At 66.1% G+C, this 17849-nt stretch carries 16 protein-coding genes; 7 read left to right on the forward strand and 9 right to left on the reverse strand.

Features of this window, described 5'->3' with window-relative positions:
• Positions 1–5 precede the first annotated feature (5 nt).
• Positions 6–3797, reverse strand: coding sequence for a methionine synthase (gene metH / locus D578_RS0107080; protein ID WP_018949274.1), 3792 nt, complete (start codon positions 3795–3797; stop codon positions 6–8).
• A gap of 155 nt (positions 3798–3952) precedes the next feature.
• Between metH and D578_RS0107085 the strand changes: the two genes are divergently transcribed.
• Entirely contained in the window at positions 3953–4687 is a 735-nt protein-coding gene (locus D578_RS0107085; protein ID WP_018949275.1) for an arginyltransferase, read from the forward strand.
• 37 nt (positions 4688–4724) lie between these two features.
• On the opposite strand, the gene D578_RS0107090 is transcribed toward D578_RS0107085, so the two are convergent.
• Both D578_RS0107090 and D578_RS0107095 read right to left on the reverse strand, forming a co-directional pair.
• A complete protein-coding gene (locus tag D578_RS0107090; RefSeq protein WP_018949276.1) occupies positions 4725–5573 on the reverse strand; it encodes a methyltransferase domain-containing protein in 849 nt (282 codons plus the stop codon).
• On the reverse strand, positions 5570–6388 hold the full coding sequence (locus D578_RS0107095) for a class I SAM-dependent methyltransferase (RefSeq protein WP_018949277.1): 819 nt from the start codon (positions 6386–6388) through the stop codon (positions 5570–5572). The genes D578_RS0107090 and D578_RS0107095 overlap by 4 nt, the downstream gene beginning before the upstream one ends.
• A gap of 492 nt (positions 6389–6880) precedes the next feature.
• Here D578_RS0107095 and purH point away from each other — a divergent pair, with 492 nt between their 5' ends.
• The 3 genes from purH to D578_RS0107110 are packed head-to-tail and all read left to right on the forward strand — an operon-like array spanning position 6881 to position 12281.
• Entirely contained in the window at positions 6881–8446 is a 1566-nt protein-coding gene (gene purH, locus D578_RS0107100; RefSeq protein WP_018949278.1) for a bifunctional phosphoribosylaminoimidazolecarboxamide formyltransferase/IMP cyclohydrolase, read from the forward strand.
• Positions 8447–8459: 13 nt separating this feature from the next.
• Positions 8460–9749, forward strand: coding sequence for a phosphoribosylamine--glycine ligase (gene purD, locus D578_RS0107105; RefSeq protein WP_018949279.1), 1290 nt, complete (start codon positions 8460–8462; stop codon positions 9747–9749).
• Between the two features lie 45 nt (positions 9750–9794).
• A complete protein-coding gene (locus D578_RS0107110) occupies positions 9795–12281 on the forward strand; it encodes a glycogen/starch/alpha-glucan phosphorylase (RefSeq protein WP_018949280.1) in 2487 nt (828 codons plus the stop codon).
• Positions 12282–12295: 14 nt separating this feature from the next.
• On the opposite strand, the gene cysQ is transcribed toward D578_RS0107110, so the two are convergent.
• Genes cysQ through D578_RS0107125 form a run of 3 tightly spaced genes read right to left on the reverse strand, consistent with a single transcriptional unit; the run spans position 12296 to position 14457 of the window.
• Positions 12296–13129: a 3'(2'),5'-bisphosphate nucleotidase CysQ gene (gene cysQ, locus D578_RS0107115; RefSeq protein WP_018949281.1), complete on the reverse strand. Its 834-nt coding sequence runs from the start codon at positions 13127–13129 to the stop codon at positions 12296–12298.
• A 50-nt stretch (positions 13130–13179) separates the two neighbouring features.
• Positions 13180–13725: an ADP compounds hydrolase NudE gene (gene nudE / locus D578_RS0107120; protein WP_018949282.1), complete on the reverse strand. Its 546-nt coding sequence runs from the start codon at positions 13723–13725 to the stop codon at positions 13180–13182.
• Between the two features lie 18 nt (positions 13726–13743).
• Positions 13744–14457, reverse strand: a complete 714-nt coding sequence (locus tag D578_RS0107125; RefSeq protein ID WP_018949283.1) for a hypothetical protein — start codon at positions 14455–14457, stop codon at positions 13744–13746.
• A gap of 32 nt (positions 14458–14489) precedes the next feature.
• Between D578_RS0107125 and D578_RS0107130 the strand changes: the two genes are divergently transcribed.
• On the forward strand, positions 14490–15224 hold the full coding sequence (locus D578_RS0107130) for an HAD family hydrolase (RefSeq protein WP_018949284.1): 735 nt from the start codon (positions 14490–14492) through the stop codon (positions 15222–15224).
• Here D578_RS0107130 and D578_RS0107135 read toward each other — a convergent pair.
• Entirely contained in the window at positions 15217–15456 is a 240-nt protein-coding gene (locus D578_RS0107135; RefSeq protein WP_018949285.1) for a hypothetical protein, read from the reverse strand. The two genes, D578_RS0107130 and D578_RS0107135, sit on opposite strands and share 8 nt — an antisense overlap.
• Positions 15453–16094, reverse strand: a complete 642-nt coding sequence (locus D578_RS0107140) for a 7-cyano-7-deazaguanine synthase (protein WP_018949286.1) — start codon at positions 16092–16094, stop codon at positions 15453–15455. Before D578_RS0107140 ends, D578_RS0107135 begins: the two co-directional genes overlap by 4 nt.
• A 43-nt stretch (positions 16095–16137) precedes the next feature.
• Here D578_RS0107140 and D578_RS0107145 point away from each other — a divergent pair, with 43 nt between their 5' ends.
• Positions 16138–16611, forward strand: coding sequence for a TerB family tellurite resistance protein (locus tag D578_RS0107145; protein ID WP_018949287.1), 474 nt, complete (start codon positions 16138–16140; stop codon positions 16609–16611).
• A 36-nt stretch (positions 16612–16647) separates the two neighbouring features.
• Positions 16648–17310 carry a sulfite exporter TauE/SafE family protein gene (locus D578_RS0107150; RefSeq protein ID WP_018949288.1) on the forward strand — a complete coding sequence of 221 codons (663 nt, stop codon included), beginning with the start codon at positions 16648–16650 and terminating at the stop codon, positions 17308–17310.
• Between the two features lie 49 nt (positions 17311–17359).
• On the opposite strand, the gene D578_RS0107155 is transcribed toward D578_RS0107150, so the two are convergent.
• Positions 17360–17812: a DUF4426 domain-containing protein gene (locus tag D578_RS0107155; RefSeq protein WP_018949289.1), complete on the reverse strand. Its 453-nt coding sequence runs from the start codon at positions 17810–17812 to the stop codon at positions 17360–17362.
• Between the last annotated feature and the right edge of the window lie 37 nt (positions 17813–17849).

The following is a 17849-nucleotide window of genomic DNA, read 5'->3' on the forward strand; positions in this document are numbered from 1 at the left end:
CGAACTTACGCGGTCCGGGCCTCGCGCTCGGCCTTGGCATCTGCCTTGGCCTCGTCACTGTCGTCATAGCCGATGTTCGGCGCAAGCCAGCGCTCGGCATCCTCGAACGACATGCCCTTGCGCTTGGCATAGTCCTCGACCTGGTCGCGGTTGACCTTGCCGAGACCGAAGTAGCGGGACTCCGGATGCGCGAAGTACCAGCCGGAGACGGCCGAGACCGGCAGCATGGCGTAGCTCTCGGTGAGCGTCATGTCGGCGTGCTCGTCCGGTTGCAGCAGCTCCCACAGGGTCGCCTTCTCGGTGTGCTCCGGGCAGGCCGGATAACCGGGCGCCGGACGGATACCCTGATACTTCTCCTCGATCAGGTCCTCGTTCTCCAGCGACTCGTCCGGGACATAGCCCCAGAACTCGCGACGCACATGGTAGTGCATGCACTCGGCAAAGGCCTCGGCCAGACGATCTGCCAGGCTCTTCACAAGGATGGCGCGGTAGTCGTCGTTGGCCTTTTCGTATTCCTTGGCCTTGACGTCGACATCGCCGCCGGCACTGACCGCGAATCCCCCGATGTAGTCCGGACCGCCCGCTTCCTTGGGCATCACGAAGTCGGCCAGGGAGTGGCTCGGCTGGCCGCGACGCTTCTCGGTCTGCTGACGCAGGTGGTGCAGCTTCTTCAGCACCTTGGAGCGGCTCTCGTCCGTGTACACCTCGATGTCGTCGTCATCGACGGTGTTCGCCGGGAAGAAGCCAACCACGCCACGCAGGGTGACCCACTTTTCGTCGATCATCCGCTTGAGCATGTCCTTGCCGTCCTTGAACAGCTTGCGCGCCTCTTCGCCGACCTTCTCGTCATCCAGGATGCGCGGGTAGGCGGCGTGCAGCTGCCAGGAGTGGAAGAACGGCGTCCAGTCGATGTACTCGGCGACCTCGTTGAGATCGTAGTCATCGAAACGCAGCAGGACGGAGCCGTCGCCATGCGGGTGCAGCACCTTCGGCTGCCCCGGCAGGTTGTCGGTCTCCAGCGCCTTGGGCTTCGGCGGCGTGTACTCGGACCAGTCGATCGGCGGCTTGTTGGAGCGTGCCTTCTCGAGCGTGACCCACTGGACCTTCTTCTTGCGCCCGGCATTCTGCACGCGCAGCTTCTCGTACTCTTCGCGGATGTCGGCGGCGTACTTCTCGCGCAGCTCGGGGCTGATCAGGCTCTGGGCCACGCCCACGGCGCGCGAGGCATCCTTCACCCAGACCACCGGGCCGGAGTAGTTCGGCTCGATCTTCACCGCGGTGTGGGCGCGCGAGGTGGTTGCGCCGCCGATCATCAGCGGGGTCTTCAGGCCTTCGCGCTCGAGGTCGGCGGCGAAATTGGCCATTTCCTCCAGCGAGGGGGTGATCAGGCCGGACAGACCGATGACGTCAACGTCATGTTCCCTGGCGGCCTTCAGGATATCGGCCCCCGGCTGCATCACGCCGATGTCGATGACCTCGAAGTTGTTGCACTGCAGCACCACGCCGACGATGTTCTTGCCGATATCGTGCACGTCGCCCTTCACAGTGGCCATCAGGATCGTGCCGTTGTTTTCGGTGCCGGTCTTCTCGGCCTCGATGTACGGGATCAGATGGGCCACGGCCTTCTTCATTACGCGGGCGGACTTGACCACCTGCGGCAGGAACATCTTGCCCTCACCGAACAGGTCGCCGACCACGTTCATGCCGTCCATCAACGGACCCTCGATCACCTGGATCGGGCGGTCGTATGCCTGGCGGGCCTCTTCCGTATCGTCGACCACGTAGGTGTCGATGCCCTTGACCAGGGAGTGCTCAAGACGCTTGGAGACTTCCCATTCGCGCCACTCGAGGTTCTCTTCCCTCTTGCTGCCGCCCTGGCCCTTGTAGTCTTCGGACGTCTCGAGCAGACGGTCGGTCGCATCGTCGCGACGGTTCAGCACCACGTCCTCGACCCGCTCCTTCAGCTCGGCGTCGATGTCGTCATAGACCGCCAGCTGGCCGGCGTTGACGATACCCATGTCCATGCCCGCCTTGATGGCGTGGTACAGGAACACGGCGTGGATCGCCTCGCGTACCGGCTCGTTGCCGCGGAAGGAGAACGACACGTTGGACACGCCACCGGAGATCAGCGCGTGCGGCAGGTCGTTCTTGATGCGGCGCACCGCCCCGATGAAATCCATGCCGTAGTTGTTGTGCTCCTCGATGCCGGTGGCGATCGCGAAGATGTTCGGGTCGAAGATGATGTCCTCGGCCGGGAAACCGACTTTCTCGGTCAACAGCTTGTAGGCGCGGGTACAGATCTCGACACGGCGGTCCTCGTTATCCGCCTGGCCATCCTCGTCGAAGGCCATGACCACGATCGCGGCGCCATAGCGGCGGCACAACTGGGCCTGCTTGATGAAGTTTTCCTCGCCCTCCTTCATGGAGATCGAGTTGACCACCGGCTTGCCCTGCACGCACTTCAGGCCGGCCTCGATGATCTCGAACTTGGAGGAGTCGATCATCACCGGCACCCGGGCGATATCGGGCTCGCCGGCGAGCAGCTTGAGGAAGCGGACCATCGCGTCCTGCGACTCCAGCATCCCCTCGTCCATATTGATGTCGATGATCTGCGCGCCACCCTCGACCTGGTTCAGCGCGACTTCCAGCGCAACGTCGAATTCCTCGTTCTGGATCAGGCGCAGGAACTTGCGCGAACCGGTCACGTTAGTGCGCTCGCCGACGTTCACGAACAACGAATCGTCGGTGATGTTGCACGGCTCGAGACCCGCCAGACGGCAGGCTGCCTCGACCTCCGGTACCTTGCGCGGGGCGTGCTTCTCGACCGCCTCGCGCATGGCGCGGATGTGCTCCGGCAGCGTGCCACAGCAGCCGCCAATGATGTTCAGCAGGCCCTGTTCGGCCCACGGGCCGACGTCCTCGGCCATCTGTTCCGGGCTTTCGTCGTAGTCGCCGAACTCGTTCGGCAGGCCGGCGTTCGGGTGCGCCGAGACGAAGGTGTCGGCGATGCGCGACAGATCTGCCACATACTGGCGCATTTCCTTCGCGCCCAGCGCACAGTTCAGACCGATGGAGACCGGCTTGGCGTGACGCACGGAGTTCCAGAATGCCTCGGTGGTCTGGCCCGACAGGGTGCGGCCGGAGGCGTCGGTGATGGTCCCGGAGATCATGATCGGGAGTTCCTTCCCGAGCTCGTCTTCCAGCGTCTTCACCGCGAAGATCGCGGCCTTGGCGTTCAGGGTGTCGAACACCGTCTCGATCAGAAGCAGGTCGACGCCGCCCTCGACCAGGGACTCGGCGGCCTCCTTGTAGGACGCAACCAGGGTGTCGAAATCGACGTTACGCGCGCCCGGGTCGTTCACGTCCGGGGAGATCGACGCGGTACGGTTGGTCGGGCCGAGGATGCCGGCGACAAAGCGCGGCTTGTCCGGGGTCTTCTCGGTCCAGGCGTCGGCCGCCTTGCGTGCGAGCTTCGCGGATTCGCGGTTCAACTCGGGAACCAGATCCTCCATGTGGTAATCCGCCATCGCAATGCGGGTACCGTTGAAGGTATTGGCCTCGATGATGTCGGCACCGGCCTCGAGGTAGTCGTTGTGGATCTGTTCAATGATGTCCGGACGAGTCAGCGACAGCAGGTCGTTGTTGCCCTTCAGGTCGGATTTCCAGTCCTTGAAACGCTCGCCGCGGTAATCGGCCTCGTCCAGCTTGTACAGCTGGATGGTGGTACCCATACCGCCGTCCAGGATCAGGATGCGCTCTTTCAGCGCGTTCTCGATATCGTTTCGTGTTGCCGTCATGTGCCGTACACCATTGGTTTCGAATGGGATAAGTGTACACGCCAGGGTTCCATCCCCGTCGTGGAGCCCACCCTGTTGGCAGGCTCTTTCAAATTGCGTCGCAGCCCCGGATGCGGCCTGGTTGCGCCCGTGAACAGAGCTGTCACGATAGCGCCATGCAGGAACACCCGATCCGCTGGTTCATTACTGCCCCGCAGGCCTGCCCCTATCTGGACGACCGCGAGATGCAGAGTTTGCTGGTCGACCCCGCGGTCAGCCTGGGCGGCGCGCGCTTCGGCCAGCTACTGGCCGAGGGCTTTCGCCGCAGCGGTCAGTTTGTCTATCGGCATCACTGCCCCGAGTGCGCGGCCTGCGTGCCAGTGCGCATCCCGGTTGCGGCCTTTCGCCCGAACCGGAGCCAGCGCCGCTGCCTGGGCCGCAACCACGATCTCGCGGTTGCCATCCGGCGGCCGCCGGAGCAGCCCGGACCATCGCCCGCCGCCGATCTCGGCGAGCACATGCCGCTGTTCTCGCGCTACCAGTCCGCCCGTCACACGGGCGGCGGCATGGAACAGATGGGACACGAGGAATACGCGGGAATGCTCGCCCACCGGAACGGTCCAGTGGATCTGATCGAATTCCGCCAGGCCGACACGCTGGTCGCGGTGGCCGTCACCGACCGCACCCCGCAGGGGTTGTCGGCAATGTACAGCTTCTTCGATCCGGATCAGCCGCGCCGCGGACTGGGCACCCTCGCGATCCTGACCCAGGTGGCACATGCGCACCGCCTGGGCCTCCCTCATGTCTACCTCGGCTACTGGATCAACCAGGCACCGAAGATGGAATACAAGACCCGTTTCCAGCCGCTCGAAGGCCGCATGGACGGGGTCTGGAAGCGGCTACCCGCCTGACGGCGGATAGCCCTCCCGGTCTTTCTCCGCGACCGACCTAGCGGGCCGGCTTGCGGAAGCGGAAGATGCCCCAGGTCAGGTAGCCCGAGTTGCCGCCATCGACCCAGTGCTGCAGGCCCTGCTTCATGCGGTCGATGTAGTCCTGCGAGATGTAGTTCTTCAACTCGTCCTCGCGGGACTCGAGCTCCTGCTTCACGCGGCCGTAATGGGTCGAGATCTGGCCGGAGTGCTCCTCGAAGCTGACTTCCTCCAGACCCGCCGCCTTGGCCGCCTCGCGGTAAAGCGCGGGGCTCGCCAGCGAATCCAGGTGGATGCGGGCGAGGATCGGGTCCAGCACGCCATCCGGGCAGTCGTCGGTCTGCATCGGATCGGTGAAGATCAGCCAGCCACCCGGCTTCAGGACGCGCGCGGCCTCCTGAATCACCTTCTTCTTGTCTTCGTTCTGGCTGTGCAGGAAGGAGTCCTCGGACCAGACGACGTCATAGGACGCGTCCGGCTCGTCGACCTTCTCGAAGCTGCCGTCGACCACGGTGATCTTGTCGTCGAGGTGGCGCGCCTTGTTGATCTCGCGATCGCGCTCGTTTTCCTTCTCGGACAGGTTCAGCGCGGTGACATCGCAACCGTAGTTTTCCACCAGGTAGCGGGCGACACCGCCGTAGCCGGCGCCCATGTCGAGCACGCGCCATTCCGGCTGCGGCTCGCCCAGGAGGTCGGACATGTGCGCGACCGTGCGACGGCTGGCGTCGCCGATCGGCTCGTCCTTGTACTCGTACAGCCCGATATGGAGGTCTTCACCGCCCCACACCATCTTGTAGAAGGTGTCGGCGTCCTCGCTGTTGTAGTAGTCGCGAGCGGTTTCGACTACGTCGGAGTAGTTCTCGCTCATCGTTCCTCGCCCTCGATATAACGCTTGTCGGCCACGTGGATGAAGAAGTCCGGATCGCTCTCGCGATAGGTCTCCTGGAAGTCCCCGTAGGTCTCGATATGCTGGAAACCGACTTCGCGCATCAGGCGGCGGACATAGGCCTTGCGCAGCGGGAACATGTTCAGGAAGTACTCGGAGCCATCCGGGAACTTGTACTGGAAGCGCGCCAGGCCTTCGTCGACGTGGGCCGGCTGCACCTGGACGTTGTCGCCGCAGTAGTAGTAGGTGTGCTTGGACGAATAACCGTGGTCCATGATGGTGTCGTAGTTGCGCTGGTCGAGGATCAGCACACCATCGTGGTTCAGGGCGGAGTAGAACTCGGCCAGGGCCTTGCGACGGTCGTGTTCATTGAACAGGTGGGTAAACGAGTTGCCCAGGCAGACGACGGCGTCGTAGCGGCCGTAGATGTCGCGGTTCAGCATGCGCCAGTCGGCCTGCACGGTGCGCAGGATGTGGCCCCGCTTGCGACCGTTCTCGAAGGCCTTGACGAGCATCTCGGGGGCGCCGTCGGCGGTCACCACGTCGAAGCCCGCCTCACGCAGCTGCACGGAATGGAAGCCGGTGCCGGCGGCGACGTCGAGCACGCGCTTGGCGCCGCGCTTCTTCAGTTCTTCGATGAAGAAGGTGCCTTCGCTCTTGGCACGGTTGTCCCAATCGATCAGGTCATCCCACTTATCGACGAAGCCGGTGGTGTACTCGTTGAGATAGTTCTCGGTATTACGGCGCTCGGTCGGCTTTTCGCCGAAGTCCTGATCATTCTTGATGTTCGCTGCCATGCTGGTTCCTCTTGGCTTTGCTGCTGTTGTAAGCGTGACCGGACCGGCCCCAAGGCCGATCCGCCGGCACAACACCCCGCAAACGCAGTGAACCGCGACCTCCGCATCACTCGGCGGTCTCGCCAGCAGCCCGATCGAGCCAGGCGGGTTACGCCCGGTGTTCGGGTATCAATGCGCCAGGTGCGTTGTTCGCAGCACCCGACACCGGCCTGGCCGGTTCTTCCTGCACATCCGGAGGGCAATCGGTACCCGGATGCCGAGCCGTGGTCTGGCGGGCCCATCCCGCCTGGCTCGGGGATCGTTTACGGCGCCTCGCGCTGCGTCTGAACGCGGGCGTTGTGTCCGAAATCGTTTTTATACCCTGAAGGTTTTGCGCAAACATTACAAGTTGAGAGCCCGTCCGGCGGCCCTGTCTGCGCGGCCCACGATGCCAGTCCATCCGTGCCGCGCGTTCGATATAATGCTCGTTTTGCAGCGATCCCGAGGCCCCGCATGACCCCCAGCCGCCCCATCCAGCGCGCCCTTTTGTCGGTCTCCGAGAAGACCGGCGTCGTGGAGCTCGCCCGCGCCCTGCACGAACGCGGCGTCGAGCTTCTGTCCACCGGCGGGACCGCCCGCCTACTGGCCGAAAACAACCTTCCGGTAACCGAGGTTTCCGGACACACGGGCTTCCCCGAGATCATGGATGGCCGGGTCAAGACCCTGCACCCGCGTATCCACGGCGGCCTGCTGGGTCGGCGCGACATCGACTCCGCAGTGATGGCCGAGCAGGACATCCCGCCGATCGACCTGCTGGTGGTGAATCTCTACCCGTTCGAGGCGACCGTGGCCCGCCCCGGCTGCAATCTGGAAGAGGCGATCGAGAACATCGACATCGGCGGTCCGGCGATGCTGCGCGCGGCGGCCAAGAACTACCGCGACGTAGCCGTGGCCACCAGCCCCGACCAGTACAGCGAGATCGCCGCGGCCATCGGCGACCATGGCGAGGTGCCACAATCGCTGCGCTTCCGCCTGGCGGTCGCGGCCTTTGATCACGTGGCGCGCTACGACGCCGCGATCAGCAACTATCTCTCGGCTCTCGACGACGATGGCGAAGCGGCCCCCTTCCCGGGGCAGCTGAACGCCACCTTCGAGCGCGTCGAGACCCTGCGCTACGGCGAGAATCCGCATCAGCGCGCCGCGTTCTACCGCGATCCGCAGCCCGCCCCCGGCACCCTGGCCAGCTACCGCCAGCACCAGGGCAAGGCGCTCTCCTACAACAACCTGGGCGACGCCGATGCCGCCTGGGAATGCGTGCGCCAGTTCGAGGCCGGGGCCTGCGTGATCGTCAAGCACGCCAACCCCTGCGGCGTCGCAATGGCCCCGACCCAGCTGATGGCCTATGAGCGGGCCTTCCAGACCGACCCGACCTCGGCCTTCGGCGGCATCATCGCCTTCAACCGGCCGCTGGACGGCGATACCGCGCACGCGATCGTCAGCCGCCAGTTCGTCGAGGTGGTCATCGCCCCCGAGATCACCCCGGGCGCGCTGCGCGCCCTGGCCACCAAGAAGAACGTCCGCGTGTTGGAGATCCCGCCGGCGGGTGTCGGCCCCGGCCTCGACTACAAGCGCATCGGCGGCGGCCTGCTGGTGCAGGATGCCGACCGCGGCAGCCTGGCCGACGTGGAGCTGAAGACCGTGACCGCCCGCGCGCCCTCGGAGCAGGAGATGAAGGACCTCTGCTTCGCCTGGCAGGTGGCCAAATACGTGAAATCCAACGCGATCGTCTACGTTCGTGACGAGCAGACCATTGGGGTCGGCGCCGGGCAGATGAGCCGGGTGTATTCCGCGCGCATCGCCGGCATCAAGGCCGCCGACGAGGGCCTGCAGGTGGCCGGTTCGGTGATGGCTTCGGATGCCTTCTTCCCGTTCCGCGACGGCATCGACGCTGCCGCCGAGGCCGGCATCACCGCGGTGATCCAGCCCGGCGGTTCGATGCGCGACCAAGAGGTGATCGACGCCGCCAACGAGCACGACATCGCCATGCTGTTCACCGGCATGCGCCACTTCCGTCACTGATCCGGGACATCCCATGAACGTACTGGTAATTGGCAACGGCGGCCGCGAGCACGCCCTGGCCTGGAAGCTGGCGCAATCGCCACGGATCGAGCGCGTCCTGGTGGCCCCCGGCAACGCCGGGACCGCGCGCGCGGCGAAGTGCGAGAACGTCGACATCGGCGTCACCGACATCGACGCGCTGCTGGCCCTGGCCGAGCGCGAGGCAGTGGCCTTTACGGTCGTCGGCCCGGAGGCCCCGCTGGTGGCTGGCGTGGTGGATGCGTTCCGCGCGGCGGGGCGGCGCTGCTTCGGCCCCACCGCGAAGGCGGCGCAGCTGGAGGGCTCGAAGAGCTTCGCCAAGGACTTCATGCAGCGCCACGGCATCCCGACCGCTGCCTACGGCAGCTTCGAGGACGAGACCGCGGCGCTCGACTTCATCGCCGCTCACGGCGCACCCATTGTGGTCAAGGCTGACGGCCTGGCCGCCGGCAAGGGCGTGATCCTGGCGCAGACCGAAGACGAGGCCCGCGCCGCGGTACACGACATGCTGGCCGGCAATGCCTTTGGCGAGGCCGGGAACCGGGTCGTCATCGAGGAATTCCTGCGCGGCGAGGAGGCCAGCTTTATCTGCATGGTGGATGGCGAGCACGTCCTGCCGCTGGCCTCCTCGCAGGACCACAAGGCGCGCGACAACGGCGACCAGGGCCCGAACACCGGCGGCATGGGGGCCTACTCGCCCGCCCCGGTGGTGACAAATACCCTGCACGAGCGCATCCTGCGCGAGGTTATCGAGCCGACCGTGCAGGGCATGGCCGCCGATGGCGAACGCTACACCGGCTTTCTCTATGCCGGCGTGATGATCGACGCCGCGGGCAACCCGAAGGTGCTGGAGTTCAACTGCCGCTTCGGCGACCCCGAGACCCAGCCGATCCTGAGCCGTCTGGACTCCGACCTCGGCGAACTGGTGGAGGCCGCGCTGGACGGCCGCCTGGACCAGGTCCGGGCCGAGTGGGATCCGCGCGTGGCGCTGGGCGTGGTCCTGGCCGCCGGCGGCTACCCCGGTACCTACCGCAAGGGCGACCCCATCACCGGCCTGGAGGCCGTGGAGCGCGATCCCGATGCCCACGTGTTCCACGCCGGGACCGCACAGGGCGGAGACGGAACGATCGTCACCGCCGGCGGCCGCGTGCTGTGTGTGGTCGGCCTCGGCGAGGACGTGAAGGCCGCGCAGAAAAAGGCCTACGCGGCCGTACAACAGATTCATTTCGACGATATATACTGCCGAACAGATATCGGCTATCGCGCCGTCGCCCGGGAGGGATAACCCCGGGCGACGGCGCGTCTACCCCTTTTTTTGGAGATCCACCCGATGGCCGCCCCCGAAGTCACGCACCTGCCCAACCTCCCCAACGACGCGGAGGGCCTGCGGCAATCGATCCGCGATGCCTTGGTCCGTGTGGTCGGCGAGGACCCGCGCAAGGCCAAAGAGCGCGACTGGATGGAGGCGCTGGCCTTCGCCATTCGCGAACGCATGGTCGAGCGGCGGCTGCTAACCCGCCGGCAGTTCACCGACGAGGACGTCAAGCGCGTCTATTACCTGTCGATGGAATACCTGGTGGGGCGCATGCTCGAGGCGAACCTGCGCAACATTGGCATCCTCGAACCGGCGCGCCAGGCGATGGCAGACCTCGGCGTAGACCTGGATACGATCCTCGACCTGGAAGACGATGCTGCCCTCGGCAACGGTGGCCTCGGGCGGCTCGCAGCCTGCATCCTGGAATCCCTGGCGACCCAGGGCTATCCCGGCTATGGCTACGGCATCCGTTACGAGTTCGGGATGTTCCGGCAGGAGTTCGAGCCGTACCGCCAGGTGGAGCATCCGGACAACTGGCTGCGCTACGGCAACCCGTGGGAGTTTCCGCGCGCCGACCGCAAATACCCGATCCACTTCTACGGCCACGTGGTCGAGCACCATCATTCCGATGGCACCACCCGCTACAGCTGGGAGGATGGCGAGGAAGTCCTGGCCATGGCCTACGACTACCCGACCGCAGGCTATGGCCGGCGCAACGTGAATAACCTGCGGCTGTGGGCGGCCAAGGCCACCCGCGACTTCGACCTGCGGTACTTCAACGAGGGCGATTACATCCGCGCCGTCTCGGACAAGGCCGCGTCCGAGACCATCTCGATGGTTCTCTATCCGAACGATGCCACCGCGATCGGCAAGGAGCTGCGGCTGAAACAGGAGTATTTCTTCGTCTCCGCCTCGCTGCAGGACATCCTGGATCGCCATCTGGCGCTTGGCTACAGCCTGGATGACGTACCCAACAAGATTGCGATCCAGCTCAATGACACCCACCCGGCAATCGCCGTCGCGGAAATGATGCGCTTGCTGGTGGACGGCCACGAACTGCACTGGAATCAAGCCTGGGACCTGACCCGGCGCACCTTTGCCTACACCAACCACACCCTGATGCCCGAGGCCCTGGAGACCTGGCCGGTGGAGCTCATGGAGCGCGTGCTGCCACGCCACATGGGGATCATCTACCGCATCAACCACCGTTTCCTGGAGGAAGTCCGTCACCGCTATCCCGGGGACAACGACCGCCTGGCCCGACTGTCCATCATCGACGAGGCCAACGGCCGCCGCGTGCGCATGGCGCACCTGGCCGTGGTCGGCTCGCACCACGTCAATGGCGTGGCGGCACTGCACACTCAGCTGCTGCAGGAGACGCTGTTCGAAGACTTCTACGCCCTGTGGCCGGAGCGCTTCGTCAACGTCACCAACGGCGTGACCCCACGCTTGTGGATGATCCAGTCCAATCCCTCGCTCACCCAACTGCTGGGCCAGCGCATTGGCGACGACTGGCAGTACAACCTGGACGCCCTGCGTGAGCTGGAACCCTACGCCCAGGATCCCGACCTGCAAAAGGCCTTCATGGATGTGAAGCGCGCCAACAAGCAGCGCCTGACGGACCTGGTGCGCGAGCGCACTGGCGTGGAACTGAACCCGGACGTGATGTTCGACGTGCAGATCAAGCGCATCCACGAATACAAGCGCCAGCTCCTGAAGCTCCTGCACGTGGTGGATCTCTACCGGCGCATCCGCGCCGGTGAGGACGTCCCGCCGCGCGTGGTCCTGTTCGGCGGCAAGGCAGCGCCCGGCTATGCACGCGCCAAGGGCATCATCCAGGTGATCAACGAGGTGGCCGACATCGTGAATAACGATCCGGCCGTGGGCGACCGCCTGAAGTGCGTGTTCTTCCCCAACTACGAGGTCAGTTCCGCCAGCATCATCATCCCGGCGGCGGATGTCTCCGAACAGATCTCCACCGCCGGCTTCGAGGCCTCCGGCACCGGCAACATGAAACTGGCGCTGAACGGGGCCCTGACCATAGGCACCCTGGACGGCGCCAACATCGAGATCCGAGACGCGGTGGGCGAGGAATCCATCTTCATCTTCGGCATGACTGCCGACGAGGTGGTCGAGCATCGCCGCAACGGCCCGAGTCCCGAGGCCATCCTGGCGCAGCAGCCCAACCTGGCCGCTGCGGTGGAGATGATCGAATCAGGGTTCTTTACCTGCGACGACCCGGGGACCCATGGCGACCTTGGGCGCTACCTGCGCCACGAGGATCCGTTCTTCGTAATCGCCGACTATCCGGCCTATGCCGAGGCCTGCGACCGGGCGGATGCTTTGTACGCCGACCGCGCCGCGTGGGCCGAGGCGGCCATCCTGAATGTCGCACGCATGGGGTACTTCTCCATCGACCGCACCGTTCGCGACTACGCCGACCAGATCTGGAACCTCACGCCCGAACCGGTGGCCCCGTCACAGACCAACGGCGCCGCCTGACGCGGAGCGGGTTCTCAGGCGTCGGGAAGCCCCAGGCGGCGCAACCAGCCGTCGGGGTTGCCCGCGCACACCAGGAACTCGGGGTTCAGCAGGCTTTCGCGCGTGTTGTAGCGCAGTTCTTGCCCGTGGAGATCCGTCACCCGTCCGCCTGCGGCCCGCACCACGGCATGCGCCGCGCCGGTATCCCACTCGCTGGTGGGACCCAGACGCGGATAGATGTCGGCGGCGCCCTCGGCCACCAGGCACAGCTTCATCGAACTGCCCATGCTGACCAGGTCGTGGGGACCCAGCCGGTCCAGCGCGACCTTGAGCCGCTCCGCCCCGTGCGAACGGCTGCCCGCCACCAATGGGTGATCGGTGCCAATACGGTCGCGCGCCACTGCGATCTCCCGCGGGGGTTGGTCCTCGTCACGGCGAATCGCCACGCCATCGCGATGACCGGCGTACAGGCGCTTGAGCACCGGGGACCAGACGACGCCCAGCACCGGCTCGTGGTCGTGGATCAGGGCCACGTTCACGGTGAACTCGCCGCTGCGCTTGACGAACTCGCGGGTGCCGTCGAGGGGATCGATCAGCCAGTAGGTCTGCCACTGGCTGCGGCGCTCGAAGGGCACGTCCTGCCCCTCCTCCGACAACACCGGCCAGTCGGGGTCGATGTCGGCCAGCCCCCGGGCGAGGATCCGGTGGGCCGCCAGATCGGCCTCGGTCAGCGGCGAATGATCGGCCTTTTCGGTGACCGCGAAGCGCGTCTCGTAAAGTTCGAGAATCGCGTGGCCGGCCTGGTCGGCCAGCGCGGCCACCTCGTGCATCAGGGCGGTAAGGGCCGCGTCCTTCGGCGGAGCATGCATGGGGAACTCCTGTTTTCCCGGTACCAAGCCCTAGCTTGGCAGGCTCGGGCTCAGGCGTCGAGGTAGTCGCGCACCATGTACAGCGCGGCGATGGAGCGCGCCTCGGTCAGATCTTCGCGGGCGACCAGCTCGGTCAGCCGGTCCAGCGACCAGGGCACCACCTCGAGCGCCTCCGGCTCGTCACCTTCCGCGGTCTGCGGGTACAGGTCCTCGGCCAGCACCAGATGGGTCTGGTGGGCCATGTAGCCGGGCGCCACGGTCAGCGCACCCAGATGGGTCAGGCGATGCCCACCGTGGCCGACCTCTTCCATGATCTCGCGATTGGCGGCAGTCAGGATGTCCTCGCCCGCCTCCATGCGGCCCTTGGGCAGACCCAGCTCGTAGCGGTGGGTGCCGGCGGCGTATTCACGGATCAGCAGGACGGTCCGGTCAGCCTGCACCGGGGCAATAATCACCGCCCCGTGGCCGCGACTGACCAGGCGCTCGAAGCAGGTGCGCGCACCATTGCTGAATTCGAGGTCCAGCTCCTCCACCTCGAACAGGCGGCTGCTGGCGACCGTGCGCCGCCCCTGGACATCCGGCTTGTCTCGGCTCATGCGCCCTCCGGGCGAGATTCAGTGGCTGTTGCGTAGCCGCACCAGGGTACGCAGTTCGCCCTCGAACAGGGTGTCGAACATGAACCCGTGATCGGAGGTGACCACCTCGAACCCTTCCTGGTCAGCCGGATCGGTATCCGCCAGGCGCAGATCGAGATCGCCCCAGCTCACGGCCATGGTGACGCGCATCGGGAAGTAGCCATCCAGGAAGCGGCGCACGAACGGGCCGTTCTCCAGACGATAGACGCCATCCCCCTCGTCCTCGACGATCTTCATGCGCGCGGTCACGCAGACCTCGGCGTCCCGCTGCACCCCGCGCAGGTCCACGCGATCGCCCTCGGCACGCGCGGATTCGATGTTGCGGGTGGACTCGACCTGAAGCTCGTCGATGGTCGCCTCATTGTACACAATGACCATGCGCCGAATGGCCGCCACATCGTTGTGGCACTGGCGCAGATCGGCCCAGCCGTCCTCCAGCGAGGACTGCGTGATGCGGATCTGATTCTGGTGGTGATGGGGGATGCGATCGGGCTCCTCCAGCAGGAATTTCAGGTCGGGGCTGGTGGTCTGGGTCTGGTCCGGCGAGACCGTCTCGCCCCACAGGCTGTCATCCTCCAGCGGGTCGTAGTCCGGGTCGCCGGCGTCCATCCCCTGCACCGCCAGCGGCAGGGCCATTAGCGCAAGAAGCAGGGTCGCGGGAAGGAACCGCGATTGGGGTACCATGGGGGCCATCGTCGTCACCCTCTTTCGTGTAGCCGTTAGCTGTGGACCTGCAAAACCCCGAAAAAAATCCGCACCCGCCCGCGGCCCCCGACGCGATCGCCTGGGATCGCGTCGACACCGTGCTGTTCGACATGGACGGAACGCTGCTGGATCTGCACTTCGACAATCGCTTCTGGCGTGAACTGATCCCGCAGGAATACATCCGCTGCCAACCGGATGACCCGGAGTGTGCGCGCCGCCGCCTGGAGGACGAGATGCAGCGGGTGCGCGGCAAGCTGGAGTGGTACTGCGTCGATCACTGGACCCGCTTCACCGGTCTGGACATCCTCGGCCTGAAACGCGAACTGGCCCACCACATCGTCCTCAAACCGCATGCCGACCAGGTTCTGGCCGCCCTGCAACGCGCCGGACGACAGCGGGTGCTGGTCACCAACGCCCACCCGCAGGTCTACGCCTTCAAGCATCGCCTCACCCGCATTGGCGACCGCCTGGATACCATTGTCTCCGCCCACGACCTCGATTGCGCCAAGGAAGACGGCAGCTTCTGGGAACGCCTGCAGCGGGTCGCACCGTACGATCCGGAACGCACCCTGCTGGTGGACGACAACCTGCTGGCGCTGGCCAGCGCCGCCGGGGCGGGGATCGCCCAACTGCGCGGGATGCGCTACCCGGACGAGCGCGGCGAACCCATGCACTCGGAGGACTTCGAGCTGCTGGAATCGCTCGCGGACCTGTTGCCCGGCCTGACCGACCCGGGAGGCGTGGCGGCTACTTGACCGGTGTCGGCAGGTTGCGGATCAAGTCCAGACGGATCTGCACCGTACGGCCCTCGCATTCCCCGTCGAGCCAGTGGCACCCGTCCGCCTCGCGCACCTCGCGCGGGGCCACCTTGCCCCACCAGGCCTGGCTGGAGTTGGGCTCGACCCAGTTCAGTTGCAGGGTCTCGCCGGTGAGGATAGCGATCTCCAGACGCTCGGCGACATGGCGGGGAATGGCGGGATCGGTCATCGGGGGGCTTCGCGGTAGTCGGTCGGGTCGGGGATGCCGGCCACGGCAAACGCGGCGCGCCGGGCCTGGCACTGCGGGCAGCGCCCGCACTGGCGCGATTGTGCCAGAAGGCAGCTCCAGGTGCGGCGCCAGTCGATCCCCAGCGGGTCGGTGGCCGCAATGATCTCGGCTTTGGTCCGGTCGATCAGCGGGGCCTCGACCTGCAGGCCGGGCACCAGGCCTGCAGCCAGGTCCGAGACCTGCTGCACGAAACTCGGTTGCGAACCCGGACCATGCCCCTGATCCTCGCGGTTCAGCGCCAGCAGGATGCGCCCGGCGCCGTGATGCTCGGCCAGGTTGACCGCCAGGGCCAGCACCAGCAGATTGCGTTGCGGCAGCGGCACATGCCCGACCCAGTCGTTGCGACGGGTAAACGCCGTGCGCAGGGACTGCAGATCCAGGGCAATGGGCATGCACGCGTACACGCCCGCCAAGTGTTCCACCGCGGCCCATTCGCGCGCGGCATTGCGCTGGCCGTAGTCGACCCACACGGCACGCAACGAGCGGCCGGCGGCATGCTCCTGCGCCAGCAAGGCGCTGCTCTCGATGCCGCCGGAGAGCAGGAGCAGATCGGGGGATTCGGGCCGGACGGATTCCATTCGGGCACCATACCGCACAGCGCAAGACCACGGAGAGCACGACTTGATCGAACAACTACGCAGCCACTGGCAGCGCCTGCTGGGCGCCGAGCGCAGCGACCGCGCCGAGGGCGCCCCCGAGGACCGCCTGCAACGCGCCGCGGCGGCGCTGATCATGGAGGTCTGCCGGGCCGACTTTCATCTGCACGCGGAGGAGCTGGAGTCGGTGCGCGCCAGCCTGATCGAACTGTTCCGGCTGGATAGCGATACCGCCGATGCGATGCTGGAGATCGCCCGGGAGGAGAGCGACGAGCTGATCTCCATCCACCCGATGGTGCGCGAGGTGAACGCCGCCTTCGACGCCGATCAGAAGGCCGATATCCTGCGCGCCCTGTGGCGTGCCGCCTGGGCCAATCGCGACCTGCACAAGCGCCAGGAGGCGATCATTCGGCACCTCGCGGACCTGCTGTACATCCCGCACTCCACCTTCATCCGTACCAAGCACGAGGTTCTCGGCGATGCGGCCGACCCGGACTGACCCACGTGCGCGTGTCCATGGAACAACGTCTCGCTAATGGGTGATCCGGGCACCCTGCTGGCGGCGTTGGCGGTGGGCATCCTGGGCGGCGTGCACTGCCTGGGGATGTGCGGCGGCATCGTCGGCGCGATCTCCATGGGCCACGGCCGCCGTGGGCCGGGGCTCGACCTCCTGCTGGCCTACAACCTCGGGCGCATGGCGAGTTACGTGGTCGCCGGCGCGCTGGCGGGGTGGCTGGGGGCAAGCCTGCTCGGCGGCCTGCCCGCCGGGCAGGCGATCCTCCAGGGCATCGCCGCAGTCTTCCTGATCCTGCTCGGGCTTTATCTCGGGGGCTGGTGGCCGATCCTGGCCCGTCTGGAACAGGCCGGTGGCGTACTGTGGCGCCGCATTGAACCGCTGGGCCGGCGTTTCCTGCCTGTGCGCCATGCCGGTCAGGCGCTGATGGTTGGCGGGCTGTGGGGCTGGCTGCCTTGCGGACTGGTATACAGCGTGCTGGCCTGGGCGCTCAGTGCCGGCGGCGCGCTGGAAGGGGCCGCACTGATGGGGGCCTTCGCCCTGGGGACGCTGCCGAATCTGCTGCTGATGGGGGTGTTCGCCGCGCGCCTGGCGGCCTTCGTGCGCCGCCCCTGGGTCCGCCGGGTCGCCGGCGGCGGGGTCGCGCTGTACGGCACATGGATGCTGCTGCGCCTGATGATGTGATGCCCCGCCCGGACGAGCGGGGCATCGTTCGCAAGCGCCGGGGCGGGGCTCAGTCGGCGTAAAAGTCGCGGGTGAAACGGATCGGCAGCGTGCGGTCGCTGTCCGCCGGGCTAATGTCGATCTCGAACTCGAGGGTCTCACCACTCCGCACAGTCACTTCGGAGAGGTGATAGATCGCGTCACCGTCCTGAATCTCGCGGAAACGCAGGCTGCGCATCTGGTCGTTCATGTTGGTGGCCGAACCACTGACTTCCGCGGAGACCGCCTGCAAGCCGTTGTCGCCCCGCTCCATCACGCTGATGTTGACCATGGCCCGGTTGGAACTGCGCCGCACGTCATAGGCCCGCGCGACCTCCGGGGACAGGAAGGTGGTGTTGATCACGTTGTAGTAGACGACGTAATTGTCGAATTCCGCCTCGTTGGCGGATGCGATCGAGCTTCCGAGAGCAACCGCCGCCAATGCGACGAAAAAGCCGGTGATGACCCGATGCACTCTTGCCATGGCTGACTCCTGTTCCGTTTGATAAACGGGGACCTGG

Source organism: Thioalkalivibrio sp. ALMg11 (assembly GCF_000377905.1).
In the GTDB taxonomy this organism is placed as follows: Bacteria; Pseudomonadota; Gammaproteobacteria; order Ectothiorhodospirales; family Ectothiorhodospiraceae; genus Thioalkalivibrio.

Bases quoted from the DNA above. Each gene is read 5' to 3' on its own strand.
- metH (WP_018949274.1), bottom strand. From the start codon at position 3,797: ATGACGGCAACACGAAACGATATCGAGAACGCGCTGAAAGAGCGCATC.
- D578_RS0107085 (WP_018949275.1), top strand. From the start codon at position 3,953: ATGCAGGAACACCCGATCCGCTGGTTCATTACTGCCCCGCAGGCCTGC.
- D578_RS0107090 (WP_018949276.1), bottom strand. From the start codon at position 5,573: ATGAGCGAGAACTACTCCGACGTAGTCGAAACCGCTCGCGACTACTAC.
- D578_RS0107095 (WP_018949277.1), bottom strand. From the start codon at position 6,388: ATGGCAGCGAACATCAAGAATGATCAGGACTTCGGCGAAAAGCCGACC.
- purH (WP_018949278.1), top strand. From the start codon at position 6,881: ATGACCCCCAGCCGCCCCATCCAGCGCGCCCTTTTGTCGGTCTCCGAG.
- purD (WP_018949279.1), top strand. From the start codon at position 8,460: ATGAACGTACTGGTAATTGGCAACGGCGGCCGCGAGCACGCCCTGGCC.
- D578_RS0107110 (WP_018949280.1), top strand. From the start codon at position 9,795: ATGGCCGCCCCCGAAGTCACGCACCTGCCCAACCTCCCCAACGACGCG.
- cysQ (WP_018949281.1), bottom strand. From the start codon at position 13,129: ATGCATGCTCCGCCGAAGGACGCGGCCCTTACCGCCCTGATGCACGAG.
- nudE (WP_018949282.1), bottom strand. From the start codon at position 13,725: ATGAGCCGAGACAAGCCGGATGTCCAGGGGCGGCGCACGGTCGCCAGC.
- D578_RS0107125 (WP_018949283.1), bottom strand. From the start codon at position 14,457: ATGGCCCCCATGGTACCCCAATCGCGGTTCCTTCCCGCGACCCTGCTT.
- D578_RS0107135 (WP_018949285.1), bottom strand. From the start codon at position 15,456: ATGACCGATCCCGCCATTCCCCGCCATGTCGCCGAGCGTCTGGAGATC.
- D578_RS0107140 (WP_018949286.1), bottom strand. From the start codon at position 16,094: ATGGAATCCGTCCGGCCCGAATCCCCCGATCTGCTCCTGCTCTCCGGC.
- D578_RS0107150 (WP_018949288.1), top strand. From the start codon at position 16,648: ATGGGTGATCCGGGCACCCTGCTGGCGGCGTTGGCGGTGGGCATCCTG.
- D578_RS0107155 (WP_018949289.1), bottom strand. From the start codon at position 17,812: ATGGCAAGAGTGCATCGGGTCATCACCGGCTTTTTCGTCGCATTGGCG.